The 18,805-nt window shown below is 75.0% G+C and carries 15 protein-coding genes; 5 read left to right on the top strand and 10 right to left on the bottom strand.

Features of this window, described 5'->3' with window-relative positions; genetic code table 11:
- The coding region (locus tag ACFW47_RS13635; protein ID WP_386305886.1) for an RICIN domain-containing protein at nt 1–708 on the top strand (708 nt) is incomplete at its 5' end.
- A gap of 19 nt (nt 709–727) precedes the next feature.
- Here ACFW47_RS13635 and ACFW47_RS13630 read toward each other — a convergent pair.
- From ACFW47_RS13630 to ACFW47_RS13620, 3 genes are all read right to left on the bottom strand, one after another.
- Nucleotides 728–2,767 carry an ATP-binding protein gene (locus tag ACFW47_RS13630; protein WP_386305884.1) on the bottom strand — a complete coding sequence of 680 codons (2,040 nt, stop codon included), beginning with the start codon at nt 2,765–2,767 and terminating at the stop codon, nt 728–730.
- Nucleotides 2,764–3,453: a DUF4255 domain-containing protein gene (locus ACFW47_RS13625; RefSeq protein WP_386280606.1), complete on the bottom strand. Its 690-nt coding sequence runs from the start codon at nt 3,451–3,453 to the stop codon at nt 2,764–2,766. The genes ACFW47_RS13630 and ACFW47_RS13625 overlap by 4 nt, the downstream gene beginning before the upstream one ends.
- A 172-nt stretch (nt 3,454–3,625) precedes the next feature.
- Nucleotides 3,626–4,309 carry a LuxR C-terminal-related transcriptional regulator gene (locus tag ACFW47_RS13620; protein WP_386280609.1) on the bottom strand — a complete coding sequence of 228 codons (684 nt, stop codon included), beginning with the start codon at nt 4,307–4,309 and terminating at the stop codon, nt 3,626–3,628.
- Between the two features lie 356 nt (nt 4,310–4,665).
- On the opposite strand from ACFW47_RS13620, the gene ACFW47_RS13615 reads away from it, so the two are divergent.
- Complete coding sequence (locus tag ACFW47_RS13615; protein WP_386305883.1) at nt 4,666–7,725, top strand: AAA family ATPase; 3,060 nt, start codon at nt 4,666–4,668, stop codon at nt 7,723–7,725.
- A gap of 119 nt (nt 7,726–7,844) precedes the next feature.
- On the opposite strand, the gene ACFW47_RS13610 is transcribed toward ACFW47_RS13615, so the two are convergent.
- The gene (locus ACFW47_RS13610; protein WP_386305881.1) at nt 7,845–8,726 is read right to left on the bottom strand and encodes an aminoglycoside phosphotransferase family protein; all 882 of its coding nucleotides are present in this window, start codon (nt 8,724–8,726) and stop codon (nt 7,845–7,847) included.
- Between the two features lie 130 nt (nt 8,727–8,856).
- Between ACFW47_RS13610 and ACFW47_RS13605 the strand changes: the two genes are divergently transcribed.
- Nucleotides 8,857–10,266, top strand: a complete 1,410-nt coding sequence (locus ACFW47_RS13605) for an NAD(P)/FAD-dependent oxidoreductase (RefSeq protein ID WP_386305879.1) — start codon at nt 8,857–8,859, stop codon at nt 10,264–10,266.
- Nucleotides 10,267–10,310: 44 nt separating this feature from the next.
- Here the strand turns inward: ACFW47_RS13605 and ACFW47_RS13600 are convergent, their stop codons facing one another.
- The 3 genes from ACFW47_RS13600 to ACFW47_RS13590 are packed head-to-tail and all read right to left on the bottom strand — an operon-like array spanning nt 10,311 to nt 14,066.
- Complete coding sequence (locus ACFW47_RS13600) at nt 10,311–11,810, bottom strand: MFS transporter (protein WP_386280617.1); 1,500 nt, start codon at nt 11,808–11,810, stop codon at nt 10,311–10,313.
- 60 nt (nt 11,811–11,870) lie between these two features.
- Nucleotides 11,871–12,854 (bottom strand): zinc-binding dehydrogenase, encoded by a 984-nt coding sequence (locus ACFW47_RS13595; protein WP_386280619.1) that lies wholly within the window; start codon nt 12,852–12,854, stop codon nt 11,871–11,873.
- A 51-nt stretch (nt 12,855–12,905) separates the two neighbouring features.
- Complete coding sequence (locus ACFW47_RS13590) at nt 12,906–14,066, bottom strand: NAD(P)-binding protein (protein WP_386280622.1); 1,161 nt, start codon at nt 14,064–14,066, stop codon at nt 12,906–12,908.
- A gap of 177 nt (nt 14,067–14,243) precedes the next feature.
- Between ACFW47_RS13590 and ACFW47_RS13585 the strand changes: the two genes are divergently transcribed.
- Nucleotides 14,244–14,954, top strand: coding sequence for a pentapeptide repeat-containing protein (locus ACFW47_RS13585; RefSeq protein WP_386280624.1), 711 nt, complete (start codon nt 14,244–14,246; stop codon nt 14,952–14,954).
- Between the two features lie 15 nt (nt 14,955–14,969).
- Here the strand turns inward: ACFW47_RS13585 and ACFW47_RS13580 are convergent, their stop codons facing one another.
- The gene (locus ACFW47_RS13580) at nt 14,970–15,470 is read right to left on the bottom strand and encodes a hypothetical protein (RefSeq protein WP_386280626.1); all 501 of its coding nucleotides are present in this window, start codon (nt 15,468–15,470) and stop codon (nt 14,970–14,972) included.
- Between the two features lie 84 nt (nt 15,471–15,554).
- On the opposite strand from ACFW47_RS13580, the gene ACFW47_RS13575 reads away from it, so the two are divergent.
- Nucleotides 15,555–16,553, top strand: coding sequence for a GNAT family N-acetyltransferase (locus tag ACFW47_RS13575; RefSeq protein ID WP_386305877.1), 999 nt, complete (start codon nt 15,555–15,557; stop codon nt 16,551–16,553).
- Nucleotides 16,554–16,575: 22 nt separating this feature from the next.
- Here ACFW47_RS13575 and ACFW47_RS13570 read toward each other — a convergent pair whose 3' ends face one another.
- Both ACFW47_RS13570 and ACFW47_RS13565 read right to left on the bottom strand, forming a co-directional pair.
- Nucleotides 16,576–17,982 carry a M1 family metallopeptidase gene (locus ACFW47_RS13570; protein ID WP_386305876.1) on the bottom strand — a complete coding sequence of 469 codons (1,407 nt, stop codon included), beginning with the start codon at nt 17,980–17,982 and terminating at the stop codon, nt 16,576–16,578.
- A gap of 77 nt (nt 17,983–18,059) precedes the next feature.
- Nucleotides 18,060–18,632 (bottom strand): heme-binding protein, encoded by a 573-nt coding sequence (locus tag ACFW47_RS13565; protein ID WP_386280632.1) that lies wholly within the window; start codon nt 18,630–18,632, stop codon nt 18,060–18,062.
- Nucleotides 18,633–18,805: the final 173 nt, after the last annotated feature.

The raw sequence follows: 18,805 nt of genomic DNA, 5'->3' as shown, positions 1-18,805 counted from the left end.
GTCCGCAGCAGTGCCACCGAGCAGGTGGAGCAGGCGGGTGCCGCCCTCGCGCCCAGTCCCAGCGCGTCACCGCAGACCCTGCCCAGCGCGGCCGAGGCGCCCCCCGGGCAACCGGTCGCACCCGAGCAGCCGGCCACCGAGGAGCCGAAGAACGACGGCGGCGGGGGCGGAGACGGAGACGGAGGCGGCGGCGAGTCCAAGAAGCCCGCGCCGCCGAAGCCGGTGGTGCCCGCCCAGAACGTCCTGCTGCGCAACGCCACCACCGGCATGTGCGCCGAACTCCCCGGGCGTGGCAAGGGGGAGATCAACGGCCCCGTCCAGCAGGCCGTCTGCGACGACACCGACGGTGACAACCAGATTTGGGACATCGAGGTGAAGGACGAGAAGGGCGGCCCCGGCGGCGCGGACCTCTTCCAGATCCGTAATGTCAAGGACGAACTCTGCATGGACCTGGGCGAGTTCGGCGCGCGGCCCATCACGACGCCCGTCTCCGAGTTCCACTGCGACGGCACCCTCGCCGACAACCAGCTCTGGTGGATCGACAAGCAGCCCAGCGGCGCCTACTGGATCCGCAATGTCGTCAGCGACAACAAGTGCCTGGACGTGAGCAACGCCAACGGCGGCGGCCTCTTCGCCCGGCTGACGCTCTACAACTGCACCAACACTGACGACCAGGAGTGGGAGATCGTCCCGGTGAAGAAGGACTGACGTCAAGAAGGACCGACGGTCACCAGCCGCCTTCGCCGGGCACCAGCCGCCCGGCCTTGCGGTACTCACGGCGGGCGCCTTCCAGGAGGTCGCCCGCCGTCACGCTGTCCCCGCGTCCGGCGGCGAGGTAGGCGGCGGTGACCACGGCGCTGCGGATCGAACCGCCGGCCAGCTCGAAGTCCCGGGCCAGCGGCGCCGGGTCGATGCCGTCGGCGGACGGGACGTGGGTCAGGCCGTGCCGCCACAGGGCCAGACGCTGCCCCGCGTCCGGGAACGGAAAGTCGACCACCAGGTCCAGGCGCCGGGTGAAGGCCTCGTCGATGTTGGCGCGCAGGTTGGTGGTGAGCAGGGCGATGCCGTCGAAGGACTCCAGCCGCTGGAGCAGGTAGGCGCTCTCCATGTTGGCGTACTTGTCGTGCGCGTCCTTGACCTCGGACCGCTTGCCGAAGACCGCGTCGGCCTCGTCGAAGAGGAGTACGGCGTCGGTGCGGTCGGCCTCCGTGAAGATCCGCTCCAGGTTCTTCTCGGTCTCGCCGACGTACTTGTCGACGATCGACGACAACTGGACGACGTAGAGGTCGAGGCCCAGGTCGGCCGCCACCACCTCCGCCGACAGGGTCTTGCCGGTGCCGGACTCGCCCGCGAACAGGCCGAGGACGCCCCGGCCGCGCCCGCCGCCGGCGCTGAGCCGCCAGTCGCCGAGGACCCGGTCGCGGTGGCGGGCACGCAGGGCGAGTTCGCGCAGCTGGGTCAGGGGTTTGTCGGGCAGGACCAGATCGGTCCAGTCGACGGCGGGCCGGATGCGCCGGGCGTGGCTCTCCAGGCCGGAGGCCGACTGGCGGCGGGCGGCGAGCCGGACGTGCGCGGCGGTGACCGGGCCGCCGTCGAAGGCGGCGAGGGCGCGGGCGGCTTCGGCGGCCCGCCGGACGCGGTCGCCGCCGAGACGGTACGGGGCGACGGTGGCGGCCAGGTCGAAGGCGTCGGCGTCGGGGCCGAGCGCGGCCCGCCAGGCGGGCGTCCCGCCGGCCCGGCGGCCCGGGGCCTCCAGGATCAGGGGGTCGTCGGGCGACCAGTGCGGGTCGTACGGACGCGGGTCCGTCATCAGCACGGACACGTCGCTCGCCGCGGTCAGCGCCCGCACCAGCGGACCGGGTCGTTCCGGAAGGTTCGGCACGACGACCGCGCGGCCGCCGAGGCGGGCCTCGCGCAGCAGCTCGGGGACGTGGTCCCCGGGGTCCGGGCAGTGCAGCGCGTCGAGGCCGGCGAGGCGCAGGGCCGAGGCGATGGCGGCGAGGCCGTCGCCCTCGCGCTGTTCCCGCAGGTGGACGGTGTGCGGGCCGGCGAGCAGGCGGGCGGCGAGCCGCTGCGCGAAGTCGTCGGCGGCGGTGTCGGCGGGCAGCGGCTGAGGCATCGGGTGCAGGCGGCCGAGCAGGGCGGCGTCCGGGGTGTCGTCGCCGAGCAGGTGACCGGTCAGCCGGTCGGGGACGGTCAGCGAACGGGTCAGGAACGGGCGTTCCGGCTCCTCGACCTCCAGCAGGCCGAGGGCGCGCAACGGCGCCGAGGCGTGCAGGCGGGCGCGGGCCGCCGCCGCGTGCGCGGGCACGGCACACAGGTCGAGGGCGAGGCCGGCGGTGGCCCGGCGGCGGCTCACGTCGTCGTTGAGGTAGCCGTAGAGCGGTTCGAAGGTGCGGTCGACGTCGGGGGCGAGGGCGACGAGCAGCACGGCGACGTCCAGCTCGGTCAGCCCCGTCCGGGCGGCCAGGGACGCCAGCCGGTCGGCGGTTCCGCCGTCGGAGGGCAGCGGGCCTGAGGCGGTGCCGGTATCCGCCCCGGGACCTTCGGCGCCGGTCGCCGCGGGCTGCCAGGTGCGCAGCAGGTGGCGTACCGCCTCCTCGGACAGGTAGAGGCCCCGCAGCGGGTCGTCGGCGGTGGGATCGGTGGCGGCCCGCCGCTCGACCAGCGCGGTCACTCGCTCCCGCAGTGCGGTGAGCCGGGCGAGCAGGGCGCGGGCGGGGGCCTCGCAGGGGGCGTCGGAGACGGTGGTGTGCGGGGCGTTCACCGCGGGTCCGTGGGTCGGGCGGCCGGGTTCCTGCGGGCCGCGGCGCGGGCGGCGCGGGCGGCCGCGACCTGGTGGGGGCGGTGGGAGCGTCCGGCGGGCTCCGCCGTGTCGCCGGCCAGGTCGCGCACCCGGACCGTCGCGCCCTCGGTGACCGGGGGCCCGGCGTCGTACTCCGGGAAGGCGGGGAAGGGCGCGGTCACCACCAGGTCCAGGGACGGCTTGAGTTCGCCGCCCAGGGCGGACCAGATCTCGGCGAGGGAGCGGGACTCCGTCTGGATGCCGGCCACCGTCAGCGGCACCGAGAGGCCCAGCTTCGCCAGGGAGCCGGGGAGTTCGGCGGGCGTCAGTATCTCGCGGGGCAGCAGGGTGGCGAGTACGGCGGACAGCAGCCGGTGTTCGTCCTGGGGGGTCTTCGTCCAGGCCGTCACCAGGTACGACAGCCGGAACCAGCGCGGCGGCTGGCGGCGCCGCACCACGATGTCGTTCTCGTCGCGCACCGCCGTCTGACCGCGCTGCCGCCGGGCCACGTCCTCCCGGATGTCGTACAGGTAGGCGTTGACCGAGGGGGCGTTGCGCCGGGCCGCCCAGTCACGGGTGGGTGCCTCGAAGGACACGTCGATGCCCGAACCCGTCAACGCCCCGCCGCCGAGGAGGCTCTTGAGGACCTCGTCCACCTCGTGGATCACTTTTGCGCTCCCGCCCTGCCCGCCCTGCCCGTACTGCCGTTCCGCCCGGCCCGCCGTCCGTCCTCGATCGTGCCCCGGCCGGTGGGCCGTCCGCAGGCGCGCCGGGGACGGCGGCCGGGCAGCCCGGCCTGCCCGGCCGGTCCCGGAGGGCGGCATTCGATTGCCCGTTCGGTCAGATGTAGCCTTCCCGCAGGGCATAGGCCACGGCGTGCGCGCGATTGCGCAGGTGAAGTCGCGTGGTGAGCCCGTGCATGACGTTCTTGACGGTCCGTTCGGAGTAGGACAGCTTGCCGGCGATCTCACCCGTGTCGAGACCCTCGGACACCAGTCGCAGGACGTCCACCTCGCGGGGAGCCAGGCCCAGCGAGGGGGCGCCGGGACGGCCCGCCGCGCCCCGGTGCAGGGTGCCCACCTGGCTGATGAGCCGTCCGATGAGGTCGGCGGGCAGGTCGCCGTCGCCGCGTGCGGCGGCCAGTACGGCCTGCACCAGGCGGTGGGCGGTGGCCTCCTGGCGCCACACGATGGCGCCGACGCCGCACTCGACGACGTCCAGCAGTTCGTTCTCGCGGATCGCGCCGACCACGAGCACGGCGCGTGCGCCCTCGCTGCGCACGATCCGCCGCAGCCGGGTGAGCGCCGCCTCGTCCAGCGCGTCCTCGATGAGCAGGGCCACCGTGCCGGGGCCGGACTCCTCGCGCAGGTCGATCTCCGGGTGCCGGCGCAACTGGCTGACGGCGCCCTCGCGGCTGATCGGGTCCGGAGCGGACACCGCCACCGGGACACGCCGGTCGGTGACACCGGTGGTCCGGCCGGTGCCGAGCGTGGATGTGGCGCTGGTCCGGGGTGAGTTGGGCAACCGTTTCCCCCCTGTTCACGTGCCCGCTGTCCGGCACTGGCCGACAGCGGATGAGCGTGTTCCACACTTCTGTGACTGCTGGGACCGCGCAATCGTGGAGCACCACGAGGCGCACCACGAGACCACGGGAACAGCCGTCGTCATCGCGTCTCGCGAGGATGTTTCCGCAGGTCAGGAGAGTCCTGCGCAAGGGTGGGCGGGCTCGTGGCCGCGGGCGCGCACCACCGTGAGCCTCGCCACAACCGCCGCCCGGTCCGCGGAATCCGTCGCCGCGCGTGGGCCACTTCACACCACCCCCGTCCGCGTTCGTACGTCTCACAGACCGGGGGAGCATCATCCACCACAGGAGGCACCCGATGACCGGACCGCTCCGTGAACGCGACGACGCCCAGGCGCTGGTGGCGGGGGAGACCGAGCGCGCCCGGGCCGGCACCGGCGGGTTCGTCCTGTTGCGCGGCGCCACGGGTACCGGCCGGACCGCCGTGCTGGAGCGAGCCGCACGGCACGCCGCGGACCAGGGCCTGCGGGTGCTGCACGCACGCTGCTCTCCCGAGGACACGGCGGTGCCCTTCGCCACGGTCCTGCAACTCCTCGGGCCGGTCCCGGAGTTCACGGACCTCGTGCCCGGCGGTGACGACCGCGGCAGCGCGGCCCGGCTGTGGCGGCTGCTGCGGTCGTACGCGGACGAGGGTCCGCTGCTGGTGGCCGTCGACGACGTCCACCTGGCCGACGAGCCCTCGCGGCGCTGGCTGCTTGAGGCGGCCCGGCGGCTGGACCGATTACCGGTACTGCTGGTGGCCACCGAGCGCAGCCAGTACGACATCGACCCGAGGCCGGCCGGGCTGACCCAGGCCCTGTCGCCCTCCCTCGTACGCGCCCACACCCTCGCCCCGCTCGGCGACGCGGCGGCCGCCGGGATCGTCCGGGCGGCCTTCCCGGGAGCCGGGCCGCGCTGGACGGCCCAGTGCGTGCGGGCCGGCGCGGGCAGTCCGCTGCTGCTGCACGCCCTGCTGGACGACCTGCGCGGGGCCGGCTCCCCACCCGACGGCGTGCCGCCGCTGCCCGCCACCTGCGCCGAGCTGTACCCCGGGAGCTACCCGGCGGCCGTCTCCTGGTGGCTGAACAGCGCCGGTACCGCGACGGCCGACGTGGCCCGCTGCCTGGCGGCACTGGAGCAGGCGTGGCCGCAGGACCCGGACACGGATCCGGGGGTGCTGCCGGCCGGGGCTGTGGACAGGGGTGTCGGTCCGGGTGAGCCGGGTGGTCTGTGGGCCGGGACGAAGGCCGGCGGTTCGGACGACCCGCGCGCCGGGGCGGGTGCGGGGGGCCGGGGTGCTTCGCGCGCCGAGGCGGAGGCGGCCGGTGGGCTCGGCCCGCCTGCCGAGACGTACGCCGATGGCCGGGCCGGTCGCCGTGCCGAGGCGGGTGCGGGTGGGCCGGGTGGCCTGCGGGGCGGGGCGGACGCCGGTGACCCGGTCGACCTGCTCGCCGAAGCGGCCGGGGCCGATCCCGCCCGCGTCGCCGGGTGGCTCGCCGCCATGACGCGGCTCGGGCTGCTGCGGCGGGACGCCTCCGGCCGCCCCCGCTACGCCCACCCGCTCCTGCGCGACGCCGTGCTGACCGGCTGGCCCAGGCCCCGCCGGGAGGCGGCGCACCGGGCGGCGGCCGAGGCGTCGCTGCGGCGGGGCGGCCGGGTCGAGGCGGTCGCCCGGCACCTGCTGCGGACGCCGGCCGCCGGACCGCCCTGGGCGCTGCGTGTGCTGCGGGACGCGGTGACCGTCGCCGTGCACGACGCCCGGCCCGCCGACGCCGTCGCCTACCTGCGCCGGGCGCTGGACGAGCCGCTCGCCGACGACCTGCGGCAGCGGCTGCTGACCGAACTCGGCTCCCTGGAGTACGCGTCGGCCGACGCCCCCGCCGCCATCGCGCGCCTCGCCGAGGCCCAGCACCTGCCGGCCGAACCCCGCAACCGGGTCCGTACGGCCGTCGCCCTCGGCACCGCCCTCGCGGCCCGCGGTGAGATCCGCACGGCCATGGACGTACTGCGCCGCACGGAGGGCCGGCTGTCCGGGCATCCGGGTCTCGCCCGCACCGTGCAGGCCGCCGGCGCGCTGCTGTCCGACGAGGACCTGGCGACCCGCCAGGAGGTGTACCGGTCGCTGTGCGAGACCGGCGAGCACACGCCGGAGGTGCTGGGCACCGCCGGACAGGTGCTGCTGGTGCGGTACGGGGCGACCGCCGGGCTGATCTCGGCCGAGGAGGCGATGACGCGCGTACGGGCCCTGCTCGCGCAGCCCGGCGACCCGCTGGCGGAGCCCTTCCTGCTGGGTACGGCCGCCGCGGTCGCCCAGTGGGCGGACGAACTCGACGAGGCGGAACGGCTCGTGGAGCGCGGGCTGGCCGGGCAGCACCCCGCGCTGCTGCACCCGATGCAGCACGCGCTCCTCAACACCCGCGCCGACATCGCCGCCGCCCGCGGCGACTATGCCCGCCTGCTCGCCGACGACCGGCACAGCGACACGGCGGCCTCCCGTACCGGGCCCACCAACCGGGACGCGCACGCCCTGTTGGCACTCGTCCACACCGGGCGCACCGAGGAGGCCGGACGGCTCGCGCACGCCTTCGACCTGCGCAGGGCGCCTGAGGGGTGGGAGGTGAACCGCTTCCTGTACGCGCGGGGCGTGCAACGGGCCGCCGCCGGTGACGTGGTGGGAGCCGTGCACGACTTCCTGGAGTGCGGGCGGCGGCAGACGGCCCGCGACGTGGTCAGCCCCGTCGTCACCCCGTGGCGGACGGCGGTCGCGGAGTGCCGGCTGGCGCTGGGCGGCGGCCAGGAGGCGCTGGCCCTGGCGACGGAGGAACTGCGGCTGGCCCGGGTGTGGAACACTCCGCGCACGGTGGGCCGCGCCCTGCGCGTGCTGGGCACCGCGACCGGCGGACGGCGCGGCCTGGAGCTGGCCGAGGACGCCGTACGGACGCTGCGGGAGGGGCCCGTCGACACCGGCACCGAGCTGATCGAGGCGCTGCTCGCCCAGGGCCGGCAGCTCCTCGCCGCCGGTGAACGCGGACGCGCCAGGGACCGCCTGCGCGAGGCGGCGGACCTGGCCGAACGCAAGGGTGCCGTACGGCTGCTCGCCCTGGCCGGGCAGGCCCTGCGCGACAGCGGAGCCCGGAGCCCGGCGACCGCCGGGACCGGCTCCGGGGCGCTGACCGGCAGCGAACGCCGGATCGCCGAACTGGCCGCCGCCGGCCGCACCAACACCGAGATCGCCGACCTGCTCCACCTGGCCCGGCGTACCGTGGAGACCCACCTGACCAGCACCTACCGCAAGCTCCGCATACGCCGCCGCACCGAACTGCCCACCGCCCTCGGCCTGGCCCGGCCCCTCGAGCCCTGCCCGGTCACGCGTGACTGAAGCCCTCCTCCGGCGCGCGAGTTCACGGCGCGACGCTCGCCCATCAGGAGCGGTCCCGTTCCTCGCCCCGAGCGGTGCGCGGCGGAGCCGCGGCCGGCCGCCCGGCGAGCGCCGACGGCTCACCGCGTGCGCAGCAGCCGCCCGATCTCCAGCTGCTCCCTCTCCAGCGGATCGCCGTCCTCGACGTTCCACAGGCTGTTCTGCAGGACGCGGCCGAGGCTCCAGGCGCGGGCCCGTTCCCGGTCGAGACCGAGGACGTCGGTCATGGCGTCGAAGCGCCACATGGTCTCGTCCGGGTCGTAGCGGTTGTCGAGGGCCGGCAGCAGGTCGAAGGCGGGGTCGCCGGCCAGCGGCTTGGGGTCGATGGCGAGCCACGGGGCGCGGTCGGAGCCGAGGACGTTGTCGTAGTGCAGGTCCCAGTGGAGCAGCCGGTCGCCGGGCTCGTCCACGACCTCCCGCACGGCGGCCGCGCAGTCGGCGACCAGGCGCCGGTCCTCGGGGTCGGGGATGCGCTCCAGGGCCCTGGGCGTCCGTTCCAGCATGCCCCGCGCGATGTCCCCGAGGCGGCGCAGGCCGGGCGGTGCCGGGGTGGCGGTGAGGTGGGCGAGCAGCCGGGCGATGACCTGGACGGCCTCGCGGGAGTCCGCGACGTGACCGAGCGTGCGGGCGGGGTCCAGCCGCTCCAGCAGCATGGTGCCGGTGGCCGGGTCGTGGTCCAGCAGCCGCACCGCCCCGTCACCGCCCCACCGGCGCAGGGCGACGGGCTCGCCCTCGGTCTCCGCGTCGAGCATCTGGAGCTTGAGCGCGGCCGGGGTGCCGTCGCCGCGCACCACGGGCAGCACGAGCGCCGCCCAGCCGTGCATGGCGGACCCGTCGAGGCGCAGCTCCCACCGGTCCAGGAACTCGGCCGCCAGGGCGGGCAGCGCGTCGATGAAGGCGCGGCCCGCCTCTCCGTTGTACTTCGCCTGCGAGGCCGCCAGCGCGTCCGGAACGTCGATCACGTCGGCCGACGCTACCGGCGTCCGGCGCCGCGGTCACCCGGATATCGGGCCGCAAGAAGCGTCCCGCGCCGGGGAATTCAACGGAATCCGAAGCAGACAGCCCCCGCCCACCAGGGCTAACGTCCTGGCCATGAGCAGCCCGAGCAGCGGCGTCGTGAACGGCGGCATCTCCTACTGGTACGCGGACGACGGCCTCCCGGCGACGGTCCGGGAGCCGCTCGGCGGTGACGCGTCCGCCGACGTGGTGATCGTCGGCGGCGGATACACCGGCCTGTGGACGGCCTACTACCTCAAGAAGGCCGCGCCCTTCCTGCGGATCACCGTCCTGGAGCAGAGGTTCTGCGGCTACGGCGCCTCCGGCCGCAACGGCGGCTGGCTCTACAACGGGATCGCCGGCCGCGACCGGTACGCCAGGCTCCACGGCCACGAGGCGGCCGTGCGCCTCCAGCGGGCGATGAACGACACCGTCGACGAGGTGATCCGCGCCGCCGGGGCCGAGGGCATCGACGCCGACGTCCACAAGGGCGGCGTGCTGGAGGTGGCGTGCACCCCCGCGCAGGCGGCCCGGCTGAAGGCGTTCCACGAGGCCGAGCTGGCGTACGGCGAGAAGGACCGGGAGCTGTACGGCGCCCGGGAGACGGCCGAGCGGATCCGGGTCAGCGGCGCCGTCGGCTCGGCCTGGACCCCGCACGGCGCCCGCCTGCACCCGGTGAAACTGGTCAAGGGCCTCGCGGCGGCCGTCGAACGCCTCGGTGTCACCGTCCACGAGTCGACGCCGGTCACGGAGATCACCCCCCGGCACGCCACGACCCCCTACGGCACCGTCCGCGCACCCCACGTCCTGCGCTGCACCGAGGGCTTCACCGCCTCCCTCAAGGGCCAGAGGCGCACCTGGCTGCCGATGAACTCCTCGATGATCGCCACCGAGCCGCTCACCGACGAGCAGTGGGAGGCGGTCGGCTGGGCGGGCCGGGAGACCCTCGGCGACATGGCGCACGCCTACGTGTACGCCCAGCGCACCGCCGACGGCCGGATCGCGCTGGGCGGGCGCGGAGTGCCGTACCGCTTCGGTTCCCGCACCGACAACGACGGCACCACCCAGGCGGCGACCGTCGAGGCGCTGCGCGAGATCCTGGTCCGCTTCTTCCCCTCCCTCGCCGGGCTCCGGATCGAGCACGCCTGGTCGGGCGTCCTCGGCGTGCCCCGCGACTGGTGCGCCACCGTCACCCTGGACCGCTCGACGGGCCTGGGGTGGGCGGGCGGTTACGTCGGCTCCGGTGTCGCCACCGCCAACCTCGCCGCCCGCACCCTGCGCGATCTGGTCCTGCGGGACTCCGGCCAGGGCGGCCGCACCGACCTCACCGACCTGCCCTGGGTGAACCACCGGGTGCGCCGCTGGGAACCGGAGCCGCTGCGCTGGCTCGGCGTGCGGGGCATGTACGCCGTCTACCGAGAGGCCGACCGGCGCGAACGCGCCACGCACAGCGCCGGTTCCTCCCGGCTGGCGCGGATCGCGGACCGGGTGTCCGGCCGGGGCTGACGCACGCCGCGGGGCCCCGCACGGCGGGGCCCCCGCGACATCCCCTAGGCCACCGGTTCCGGCACCCGGTCGGCCGGGCTGCCGTGCTCCGGGGCCTTCGCCGTCACCATCAGGCCCGCGACCAGGGCCGCCAGCAGCATGATGCCGGCGGCCAGCCAGATGGCGACCGTGTAGCCGTGGACGATGCCCTCCCGCACGACCTGCTGCCGCTGTGCCGGGTCGGTGAGGTGGGAGGTGATCCAGGAGGCGCTGGTGCTGGTCGCGACGGTGTTGAGCAGCGCCGTGCCGATCGAGCCGCCCACCTGCTGCGAGGTGTTGACCGTCGCCGAGGTCACGCCGGAGTCCTGCGGGGCGACCCCGGCGGTGGCGGTGGAGAAGACCGGCATGAAGGTCAGGCCCATGCCGAGGCCCATCAGGATCAGCGCCGGCAGGATCTCGGAGGCGTACGCGGAGTCCACGGTCATCCGGGTGAGGAACACCATGCCGCCGGAGGCGAGGACCATGCCGGGCGCCATCAGCATGCGCGGGCCCACGCGGCGCAGCAGCCGGGCCGAGATCTGGGTGGAGCCGATGACGATCGCCGCGGTCATCGGCAGGAACGCCAGGCCGGTCCGCACGGGGGAGTACCCGAGGATCTCCTGGAGGTAGTAGGTCATGAACAGGAACATCCCGAACATGCCGATGACGGCCAGCATCATCGTCAGGAAGCACCCGGCGCGGTTGCGGTCGCGGATGACGTGCAGCGGCAGCAGCGGCACCCGTGCCCGGGTCTGCCACCACACGAAGACCGCGAGGAGGACGACGCCCGCGGCGAACAGCGCCAGCACCAGCCCGTCGGTCCAGCCGCGCGGCTGCGCCTCGCTGAAGCCGTAGACGAGGGCGACCAGCCCGCCGCAGCCCAGCAGCACGCCGGGCACGTCGAGGCGGGCGCCGGGGCGGCCGGGGCGGGTGTGCAGCAGGGCGTAGGCGCCGATCACGGCGGCGACGGCGACGGGGACGTTGACGTACAGGCACCAGCGCCAGTCGAGGTACTCGGTGAGCACACCGCCGACGATGAAACCGACCGCGGCGCCGCTGGCCGCGAGCGCGCCGTAGATGCCGAAGGCCTTCCCGCGCTCTTTGGGGTCCGTGAAGGTCGTCGTCATCAGGGACAGCGCGGACGGCGCGAGGACCGCGGCGAAGACGCCCTGGAGCGCGCGGGCGCCGAAGAGCATCGCCGGGGTGGTGGCGGCGCCCCCGATCGCGGAGGCGACGGCGAAGCCGATCAGCCCGATGACGAAGGTGCGCTTGCGGCCCACCAGGTCCGCGATCCGCCCGCCGAGCAGCAGCAGTCCGCCGAAGGCGAGGGTGTAGGCGGTGATGACCCACTGCCGGTTGCCGTCGGACATGCCCAGGTCGCGCTGGGCGGAGGGCAGCGCGATGTTCACGATGGTCGCGTCCAGTACGACCATCAGCTGGGCCAGGGCGATCACCACCAGCCCCCACCAGCGGCGGGGGTCGGCTTCCGCGGGCGCGGCCGGCTCGCCTGTCCGGGTGGCACTCATCTGGCCAGAAGACCATGAACCGAGACGTACCGCATCCTTTCGAGGGCCGGCCGTCGCCGCTCACGGCTCCAGGACCACCTTCCCGGTCGTCCCCCGGTTCTCCAGCGCGCGGTGCGCGGCGGCGGCGCCGGCGAGCGGGAAGCGGTGCACCGCCGGGACGAGCCGTCCCTCGGCGGCCTGGGCGAGGGCCCGCAGTTCGAGGGTGCGCACGGGGTCGTCGCCGCCGGCCCTCTCCGTCATCGCGGGGCCGAGCACCTTCTGGGAGACGCCCTCGACGAGGTACGGGGTGCCGTCGTGCAGTCCCTCGCCCGACCAGCCGAACACCAGGTGCCGGCCGCCGGGCCCCAGCAGGGCGACCGCCTCGCGGGCGACGTCCCCGCCGACGCCGTCGAAGACGACGGTGGCCTTCCCCGCGCCGCCCAGGTGGGCGCGGACCTCGGCCGGCCACTCGGGGTCCCGGTAGTCGACGGCGAGGTCGGCGCCGTTCGCGGCGACGCGGGCGGTCTTCTCCGGGCCGCCCGCGAGGCCGATCACCGTGGCGCCGGCGTGCTTCGCGTACTGCACGAGCAGCGTGCCGATGCCGCCGGCCGCGGCCGGGACCACGGCCACGGAGCCGGGACCGAGGTCGGCGAACTGCAGGATCCCCATCGTCGTACGCCCCGTCCCGACCATGGCGACGGCCTCGGCGAAGTCCAGGTTCGCGGGGATCTCGTGGAGGCGGGCGGCGTCCGCGACGGCGAGTTCGGCGTAGCCGCCCGGGGCGAAGCCGAGGTGGACGACGACCCGCCTGCCGAGCCAGTCCCCGGACGTTCCCTCCCCGAGGGCGTCGACGACACCGGCGACCTCGCGGCCGGGGACGGTGGGCAGGTCGGGCGGCTGGGGCATGGGCCCCTGGATGCCCTCGCGCAGGGCGGTGTCCAGGAGGTGGACGCCCGCCGCGCGGACGGCGACCCGGACCTGGCCGGGGCCCGGCCGCGGGTCCTCGACCTCTTCGAGGACGAGGTTCTCGGCCGGGCCGAAGGCGTGCAGACGGATGGCGTGCATGAATCCCCCAAGCAGGGCGGCGGGTCGGGTTACCGCCTCCACCCAACGACCTCAAGCATGCTTGAGGTCAAGCTCGCGCCTGCCCAGCGCCAGGGACACCGCCGTCAGCGCGCTGTTGAAGGACACCTCCGACAGCAGTCCCGGTGCGGCGACCTGGTCGCCGGCGAGGTAGATCCCGTCGCCGCGGTCGACGGCGGGCCGGTCGCGCCACGTGCTGCCCGGCAGGTCCACGGCCCCGGTACGGCCGTTCGCGACCGCCTCCCGCCGCCAGGTCAGCCGCTCGCGCCAGCCGGGGAAGCCCAGGTCGAGCAGCTCCTCGGCGCGGGCGGTGCCGTCGGCCTTCGACTCGCCGGGCGCGATGGGGACCTGCCCCTGGATCAGCTGCTCGCCCGCCGGCGCCAGGGTGCGGTCCTGGGCCGTGAACCGCTCGATCCAGCCCGGCGCGTCGAGGTCGGAGACCGCGAAGGCGTCACCGCGCCGGCTCCGTACGGCCAGGTCGACCAGCGTGGTGCGCCCGCTCGGCCAGGTCAGCGAGGCGTCCCCCAGCAGGCGGCGGGCGGCGTCCAGGGAGGTGGCCACGACCACCGGGGTGTCGGCCGGGACCGTGTCGACGCGGGAGAGGGTCTCCACCCGGACCCCGAGGTTCCACGCCAGGGCGGCCATCCGGTCGATCACGCCCGCCCAGCCGCCGCGCGGGTAGTGCGCCTCCGGCGGCAGCTTGGCGGCCCGGCGCAGCCGCTCCTGCACGAAGGCGGCGGACAGTGAACCGGGGTCGTGGTGGAAGAGGGCGACGGCGCAGTAGTGGGCGGCCGCCCGCGCGCCCTCCTCGCCCGCGATCCCCGACGCCCAGGTCAGGAAGTCGCTGTCCACGGGCGCCCGCCCCGCGCTCCGGCGCAGCAGCTTGAGCATGGCGAAGGGCGGGGTGCGGCGCAGTACGCCCTTGTGGCGCAGCCGCAGCCGGGTCCCCTCCAGCGGCGGCAGCGGCGCGAGCGGACCGATCAGGTCGCGCTGCCGGAGCCACGACCAGTGCGGGCCGCCGTTGTAGAGGGCGTGCGGGCCGTCGTTGGTGCGGTACGGGCCGTCGGCCGTCCGGGCCCGGCCGCCGAGCGAGTGGTGGGCCTCGTGCACGGTGACCTTGGCGCCCGCCTCGGCGGCGGTGATGGCCGCGGTCAGTCCGGCGAAGCCGCCGCCGATGACGGTGATGCGATGCATGGCTGTGGTTCTCCCTCGGGTCGGGGACGCCTTGCGTGGTGCCTGTCCGCGAGTACGACGCCGCCGGGGGCGCCGAATGTGACATGCGGCCGCAGAAGCGGCGTCCGCGCGGACCGGAGCGGAGGGCCGGAGCCGGCGGCCGGAGTGGCTGTCAGTGGTGGGGTGCAGCATGGGGGCATGGTGAGGAGAGCGGCGGGCGGCGGCGGTGCGGGTGCGAGGCCGGGCACGGCGAAGGTGCGGGCGGCGCGCCGCCCCGAGCTGCGGCTGCCGCCCCTGGAGCCGCACGACGGCGGTGAGCTGGAGCCGGACGGGGACTACGACGGGCTGGAGTTCCGCGAGACGGACTTCGCGGGCCAGGACGGCGCGGGCGCCCGCTTCATGGACTGCTCGCTGACCGGCTGTGCGCTGGACGAGGCGTCGATGCCCCGGGCCCGGCTGCTCGACTCCGTCCTCACCGGCGTCCGGGGCGTCGGGGTGAATCTGGCCGAGGCGACCCTGCGCGACGTCGAGCTGCACGACGCCCGCCTGGGCGGCACCCAGCTGCACGGCGCCGTGCTGGAGCGGGTCCTGGTCCGCGGCGGCAAGATCGACTACCTGAATCTGCGCCGGTCCCGGCTCAAGGACGTGGTCTTCGAGGGCTGCGTCCTCGTCGAGCCGGACTTCGGCGGTGCCCGCCTGGAGCGGGTCGCGTTCGTGGACTGCGCCCTGAAGGAGGCGGACTTCAGCGCGGCGTCCCTCACGGACGTCGACCTGCGCGGCGCCGCCCCGCTGGAGATCGCCCGGGGCGTGGACCGGCTCTCCGGCGCCGTGATCAGCCCGGCCCAGCTGCTGGACCTGGCGCCGGTCCTGGCGGCGGAGCTGGGGGTGCGGGTGCTGGCGGGGGAGTAGTCCGGTCCGGGACGCTCAGGAGACGCGCGGGAAGCGGGCCTGGAGCGTCCAGACGGCCGGGTTGTCCGCCAGGTCCTCGTGCATGTCGGTGAGGTCGGCGATCAGGTCGTGCAGGAAGTCCCGGGCCTCCCGGCGCAGTTCGGCGTGGGAGAAGGACAGCGGGGGCTCGTCCGCCGGCACCCACTCCGCCTCGATGTCGACCCAGCCGAAGCGGCGCTCGAAGAGCAGGCGGTCGGAGGACTCGGTGAAGTCCAGCTCCGCCCGCTGCGGCCGGGCGGCCCGGGAGCCCGCCGGGTCCCGGTCGACGCGCTCCACGATGTCGCACAGCGCCCACGCGAAGTCGAGCACCGGCACCCATCCCCAGGCTGTGGACAGTTCCCGGTCCGCCTCGGTGTCGGCGAGGTAGACGTCCCCGCAGAACAGGTCGTGCCGCAGGGCACGGACGTCCGCGCGGCGGTAGTCCGTCTGCGGAGGGTCCGGGAAACGGGTGGAGAGGGCGTAGCCGATGTCGAGCACGCAGGTGATGGTGTCACGGCGGCGGACCGGGTGCGCCGTCGCGGGCCGCCTGCGGGCGACGGGGTGTCGGATAGGTTGCCCGGCGTGATCCTCACGCCGCTCCACCTCACCCCCGACCACGACATCCCCGGCCCCCTCCTCACCGAACTCACCGCCCTCTACGCCTCCAACCACGCCTTCCACGCGCTCGGCGGCGACTTCCCCGACCCGGACGACATCCGTCCGGAGCAGGTGGCGGCGGCGCTGGCCGACGAGTTGGCGCGGCCGGGCGCCGAGGTGCTGCTCGCCCGGGACGCGGGCCGGCTGGTCGGCGTCGTGGTCACACTCGCCCGGCACCCCGACCCGGCCGACCCGGACCCCTGGATCGGGCTGCTGATGATCGACGCGGACCTGTGGGGCCAGGGGTACGGCCGCCGGCTCGCGTCCCTCGTCGAGGACCGCTTCCGCGCCGCGGGCCGCACCGCCGTGCGGCTCGCCGTCCTCGACTCCCACACCGGGGGCCTCGCCTTCTGGACCGCCCTCGGCTACAGGGCCGTGGACCACCGCCGGGACCACGCACTCGGCCGGCCCTGCACGGTGCTGCGCCGTCCGCTGGACAGCGACCGGCCGCGCATTCCGCGCCGCGCCGCCCGGTTCGCCGTGCTCGACCCCGAGGGAGCGGTCTTCCTCTTCCGCTACGACAACACCGAGGTCGGCGTGTACTGGGCGATGCCCGGCGGCGGCCTGGAGGCGGACGAGAGCCCCCGCGCGGGCGCCCTGCGCGAGGTGCGCGAGGAGACCGGCTGGACCGACCTGGAGCCCGGCCCGCTGCTGTGCACCTGGGAACACGACTTCACCCACCTGAGCGTCGGCCCCGTCCGCCAGTACGAGCACATCTACGTCACCCGCGGCCCCCGCCGCGAACCGACCGGCCCGCACCTCGCCGCCTCCCACGCCCAGGACGGCATCCTCACCTGGAGGTGGTGGACCCGCGAGGATCTCGCCGGGTCCCCCGACCCGCTCTGGCCCCCGGACCTGGCCCGGCTGCTCGACGCGTTCGAGGCGTCCGAGGTGTCCGAGCCGCCCGAGGTGCCGGGAGAGTGAGGCGGGACGGACGGGGGCCGGCTCACGGGCTGTCCGGTCTGCCGTCCCCGTACAGCCAGTCCTCCCAGATCGCCGTGAAGTCCTCGTCCGGCGCCGCCTTCTCCACGTAGGCCGTGAAGTCCTCGGTGTCCGCGTTGCCGTGGCGGTGCGCGGCGGCCCAGCCCCGCAGGAGGCCGAGGAACGCCTCGTCGCCGACCGTCTGGCGGATCTTGTGCAGGACCATCGCGCCGCGCTGGTAGACGGGGCTCGCCGAGATGTGCTCCGCGCCGGGCGGCTCCGCGGGCGGGAAGGCCCAGATCGAGGCGTTCGCGTCCGCGTCGCCGTAGTAGGACCCGTCGTAGAGCGCGTCGAAGGTCTCCTGGGCGGTGTCGCCGCCCTGGTCCTCCTCCCACAGCCACTCGGCGTAGGTGGCGAAGCCCTCGTTGAGCCACATGTCGCGCCAGGTCTTCGGGCTGACGGAGTTCCCGTACCACTGGTGCGCGAGCTCGTGGACGAGCAGGACGGTGTCGGGGGCGCCCGGGAAATACGGCCGGTTCTGCGTCTCCAGGGCGTACCCGGCGTCCGCCACGCGGTCGACGATCGCACCGGTGGAGGAGAAGGGGTACGGGCCGAAGTTCTCCACGGCCCACTCCATGACCTCGGGAATCCGTCCCAGCACCTCGCGGCTCGCCTCGGCCTGCCGCGGGTCGACGGCCGTGTGGACCGGCAGCCCGTCGTCGGTGGTGAAGCGTTCCGTCTCCCACTCGCCGACGGCGACCGTCACGACGTGGCTCGCCATCGGCTCTCCGACGTGCCAGGTGGACGTCGTACGGCCGCCACGGGTCGACTCGCCCGTCAACTCCCCGTTGGAGATGGCACCGAGCCCTTCCGGCACGGTCACCTCCAGGTCGTACGTCGCCTTGTCGGAGGGGTGGTGGCTGCCGGGGAACCAGGCCATCGAACCCGTCGGCTGGCCCAGCCCGACCGCGCCGTCGGCGGTGGGCAGCCAGCCCTCCTCGGAGTCGTCGGGGTCGGTGATCGTCACCGGCTCACCGGAGTAGCGGACGGTGACGCGGAAGGTCTCCCCGTCGTCCGGCTCGTCGGCCGGGCGGACGGTCAGCTCCTGACCGGCCCGGTTGAAACGGGCGTCCCGGCCCTCGACGGTGACCTCCTCGACGTCCAGGCCCTTGAGGTCCAGGTTGAAGGCGGACAGATCCTGGGTCGCACGGGCGGTGATCACCGCCGTTCCGGTGAGGTGCCCGTCGTCGGGGTCGTAGGCCAGGGTCAGGTCGTAGTGGCCGACGTCGTAGCCGCCGTTGCCCGCCTTGGGGAAGTAGGGGTCGCGCACGCCCGAGCCGCCGGGGGTGCCGTCGACCGCGCCGCCGCCGCTGCACGCCGCGAGGACGGTGGCGGTGGCGGCGGCTACGAGCAGACGGGGGGTGGTGCGCACGTCGTGATCCTATGGGGCGTTTCACGTGAAACGCCCGTTGGGACCGGCTGTTGGGCCTTCCGGGAGGATCCCGGGCTCTAGTTCAGTGCCGCCGCGCCCGCCTGCGCGAACTTCTCGTCCAGGGCACCGGAGGGAGCACCCGCCACACCGATGCCGGCGATCGGCGCCTTGCCGGACGTGACCGGGACGCCGCCGCCCAGGAACAGGGTGCCCGGGATGTCCTTCAGGTTCGGGGCGTTCTCCAGGCGGCCCTCCAGTTCGGAGGTCGGGGCGTTCCAGGAAACGGCGGTGTACGCCTTCTTCTCGGCCGATTCGTAGGACTGCGGGCCGGCGCCGTCACCGCGCATGGTGAGGATCGTGTTGCCGTTGCGGTCGACGACGGCGACCGTGATCCGCTGGCCCTCCTTCTTCGCGGCCTTCAGGGCCGCCTGCGCGGCCTCGGTCGCGGCGTCGATCGTCAGGTGCGTGGAGGTGGTGGTGTCGCGCTTGCCGGCCTCGGCGGCGGCGGGGGCGGCGGCCACCGCGGAGTCCTGGGCCGCGTCGGGGGCGGAGGCGTTCGCCGCCACCGTGCCGAAGGTCCCGGCGGCGACCGCGGCGAGAACGGCGCTGCCGGTGGCGATGCGGGCGCGGCGGGAGAGGGTCTTCTTCATGGGTGTCTGCTCCTCGAAAGGGGGCGGGCTTCCGTCTGCTCTCCACCCTCAGCCCGGCACCGGCGGTGCGCGGTCGCCGTTCCGGTTGCCGCTCGCGGGCGGATCGGGCGACGGCGGGGTCGTCCGATCGGCTGACCCGCGGGCCGTCCCGAAGGGTCATCATGGGAGTGTTC

It is taken from the genome of Streptomyces sp. NPDC058796 (genome assembly GCF_042745235.1).
In the GTDB taxonomy this organism is placed as follows: domain Bacteria; phylum Actinomycetota; class Actinomycetes; order Streptomycetales; family Streptomycetaceae; genus Streptomyces.
This window is presented reverse-complemented; position numbering and strand designations above follow the sequence as displayed.

Excerpts from the sequence above, each read along its gene's own strand:
- ACFW47_RS13615 (WP_386305883.1), top strand. The coding sequence starts at position 4,666 with ATGACCGGACCGCTCCGTGAACGCGACGACGCCCAGGCGCTGGTGGCG.
- ACFW47_RS13605 (WP_386305879.1), top strand. The coding sequence starts at position 8,857 with ATGAGCAGCCCGAGCAGCGGCGTCGTGAACGGCGGCATCTCCTACTGG.
- ACFW47_RS13600 (WP_386280617.1), bottom strand. The coding sequence starts at position 11,810 with ATGAGTGCCACCCGGACAGGCGAGCCGGCCGCGCCCGCGGAAGCCGAC.
- ACFW47_RS13595 (WP_386280619.1), bottom strand. The coding sequence starts at position 12,854 with ATGCACGCCATCCGTCTGCACGCCTTCGGCCCGGCCGAGAACCTCGTC.
- ACFW47_RS13590 (WP_386280622.1), bottom strand. The coding sequence starts at position 14,066 with ATGCATCGCATCACCGTCATCGGCGGCGGCTTCGCCGGACTGACCGCG.
- ACFW47_RS13585 (WP_386280624.1), top strand. The coding sequence starts at position 14,244 with ATGGTGAGGAGAGCGGCGGGCGGCGGCGGTGCGGGTGCGAGGCCGGGC.
- ACFW47_RS13565 (WP_386280632.1), bottom strand. The coding sequence starts at position 18,632 with ATGAAGAAGACCCTCTCCCGCCGCGCCCGCATCGCCACCGGCAGCGCC.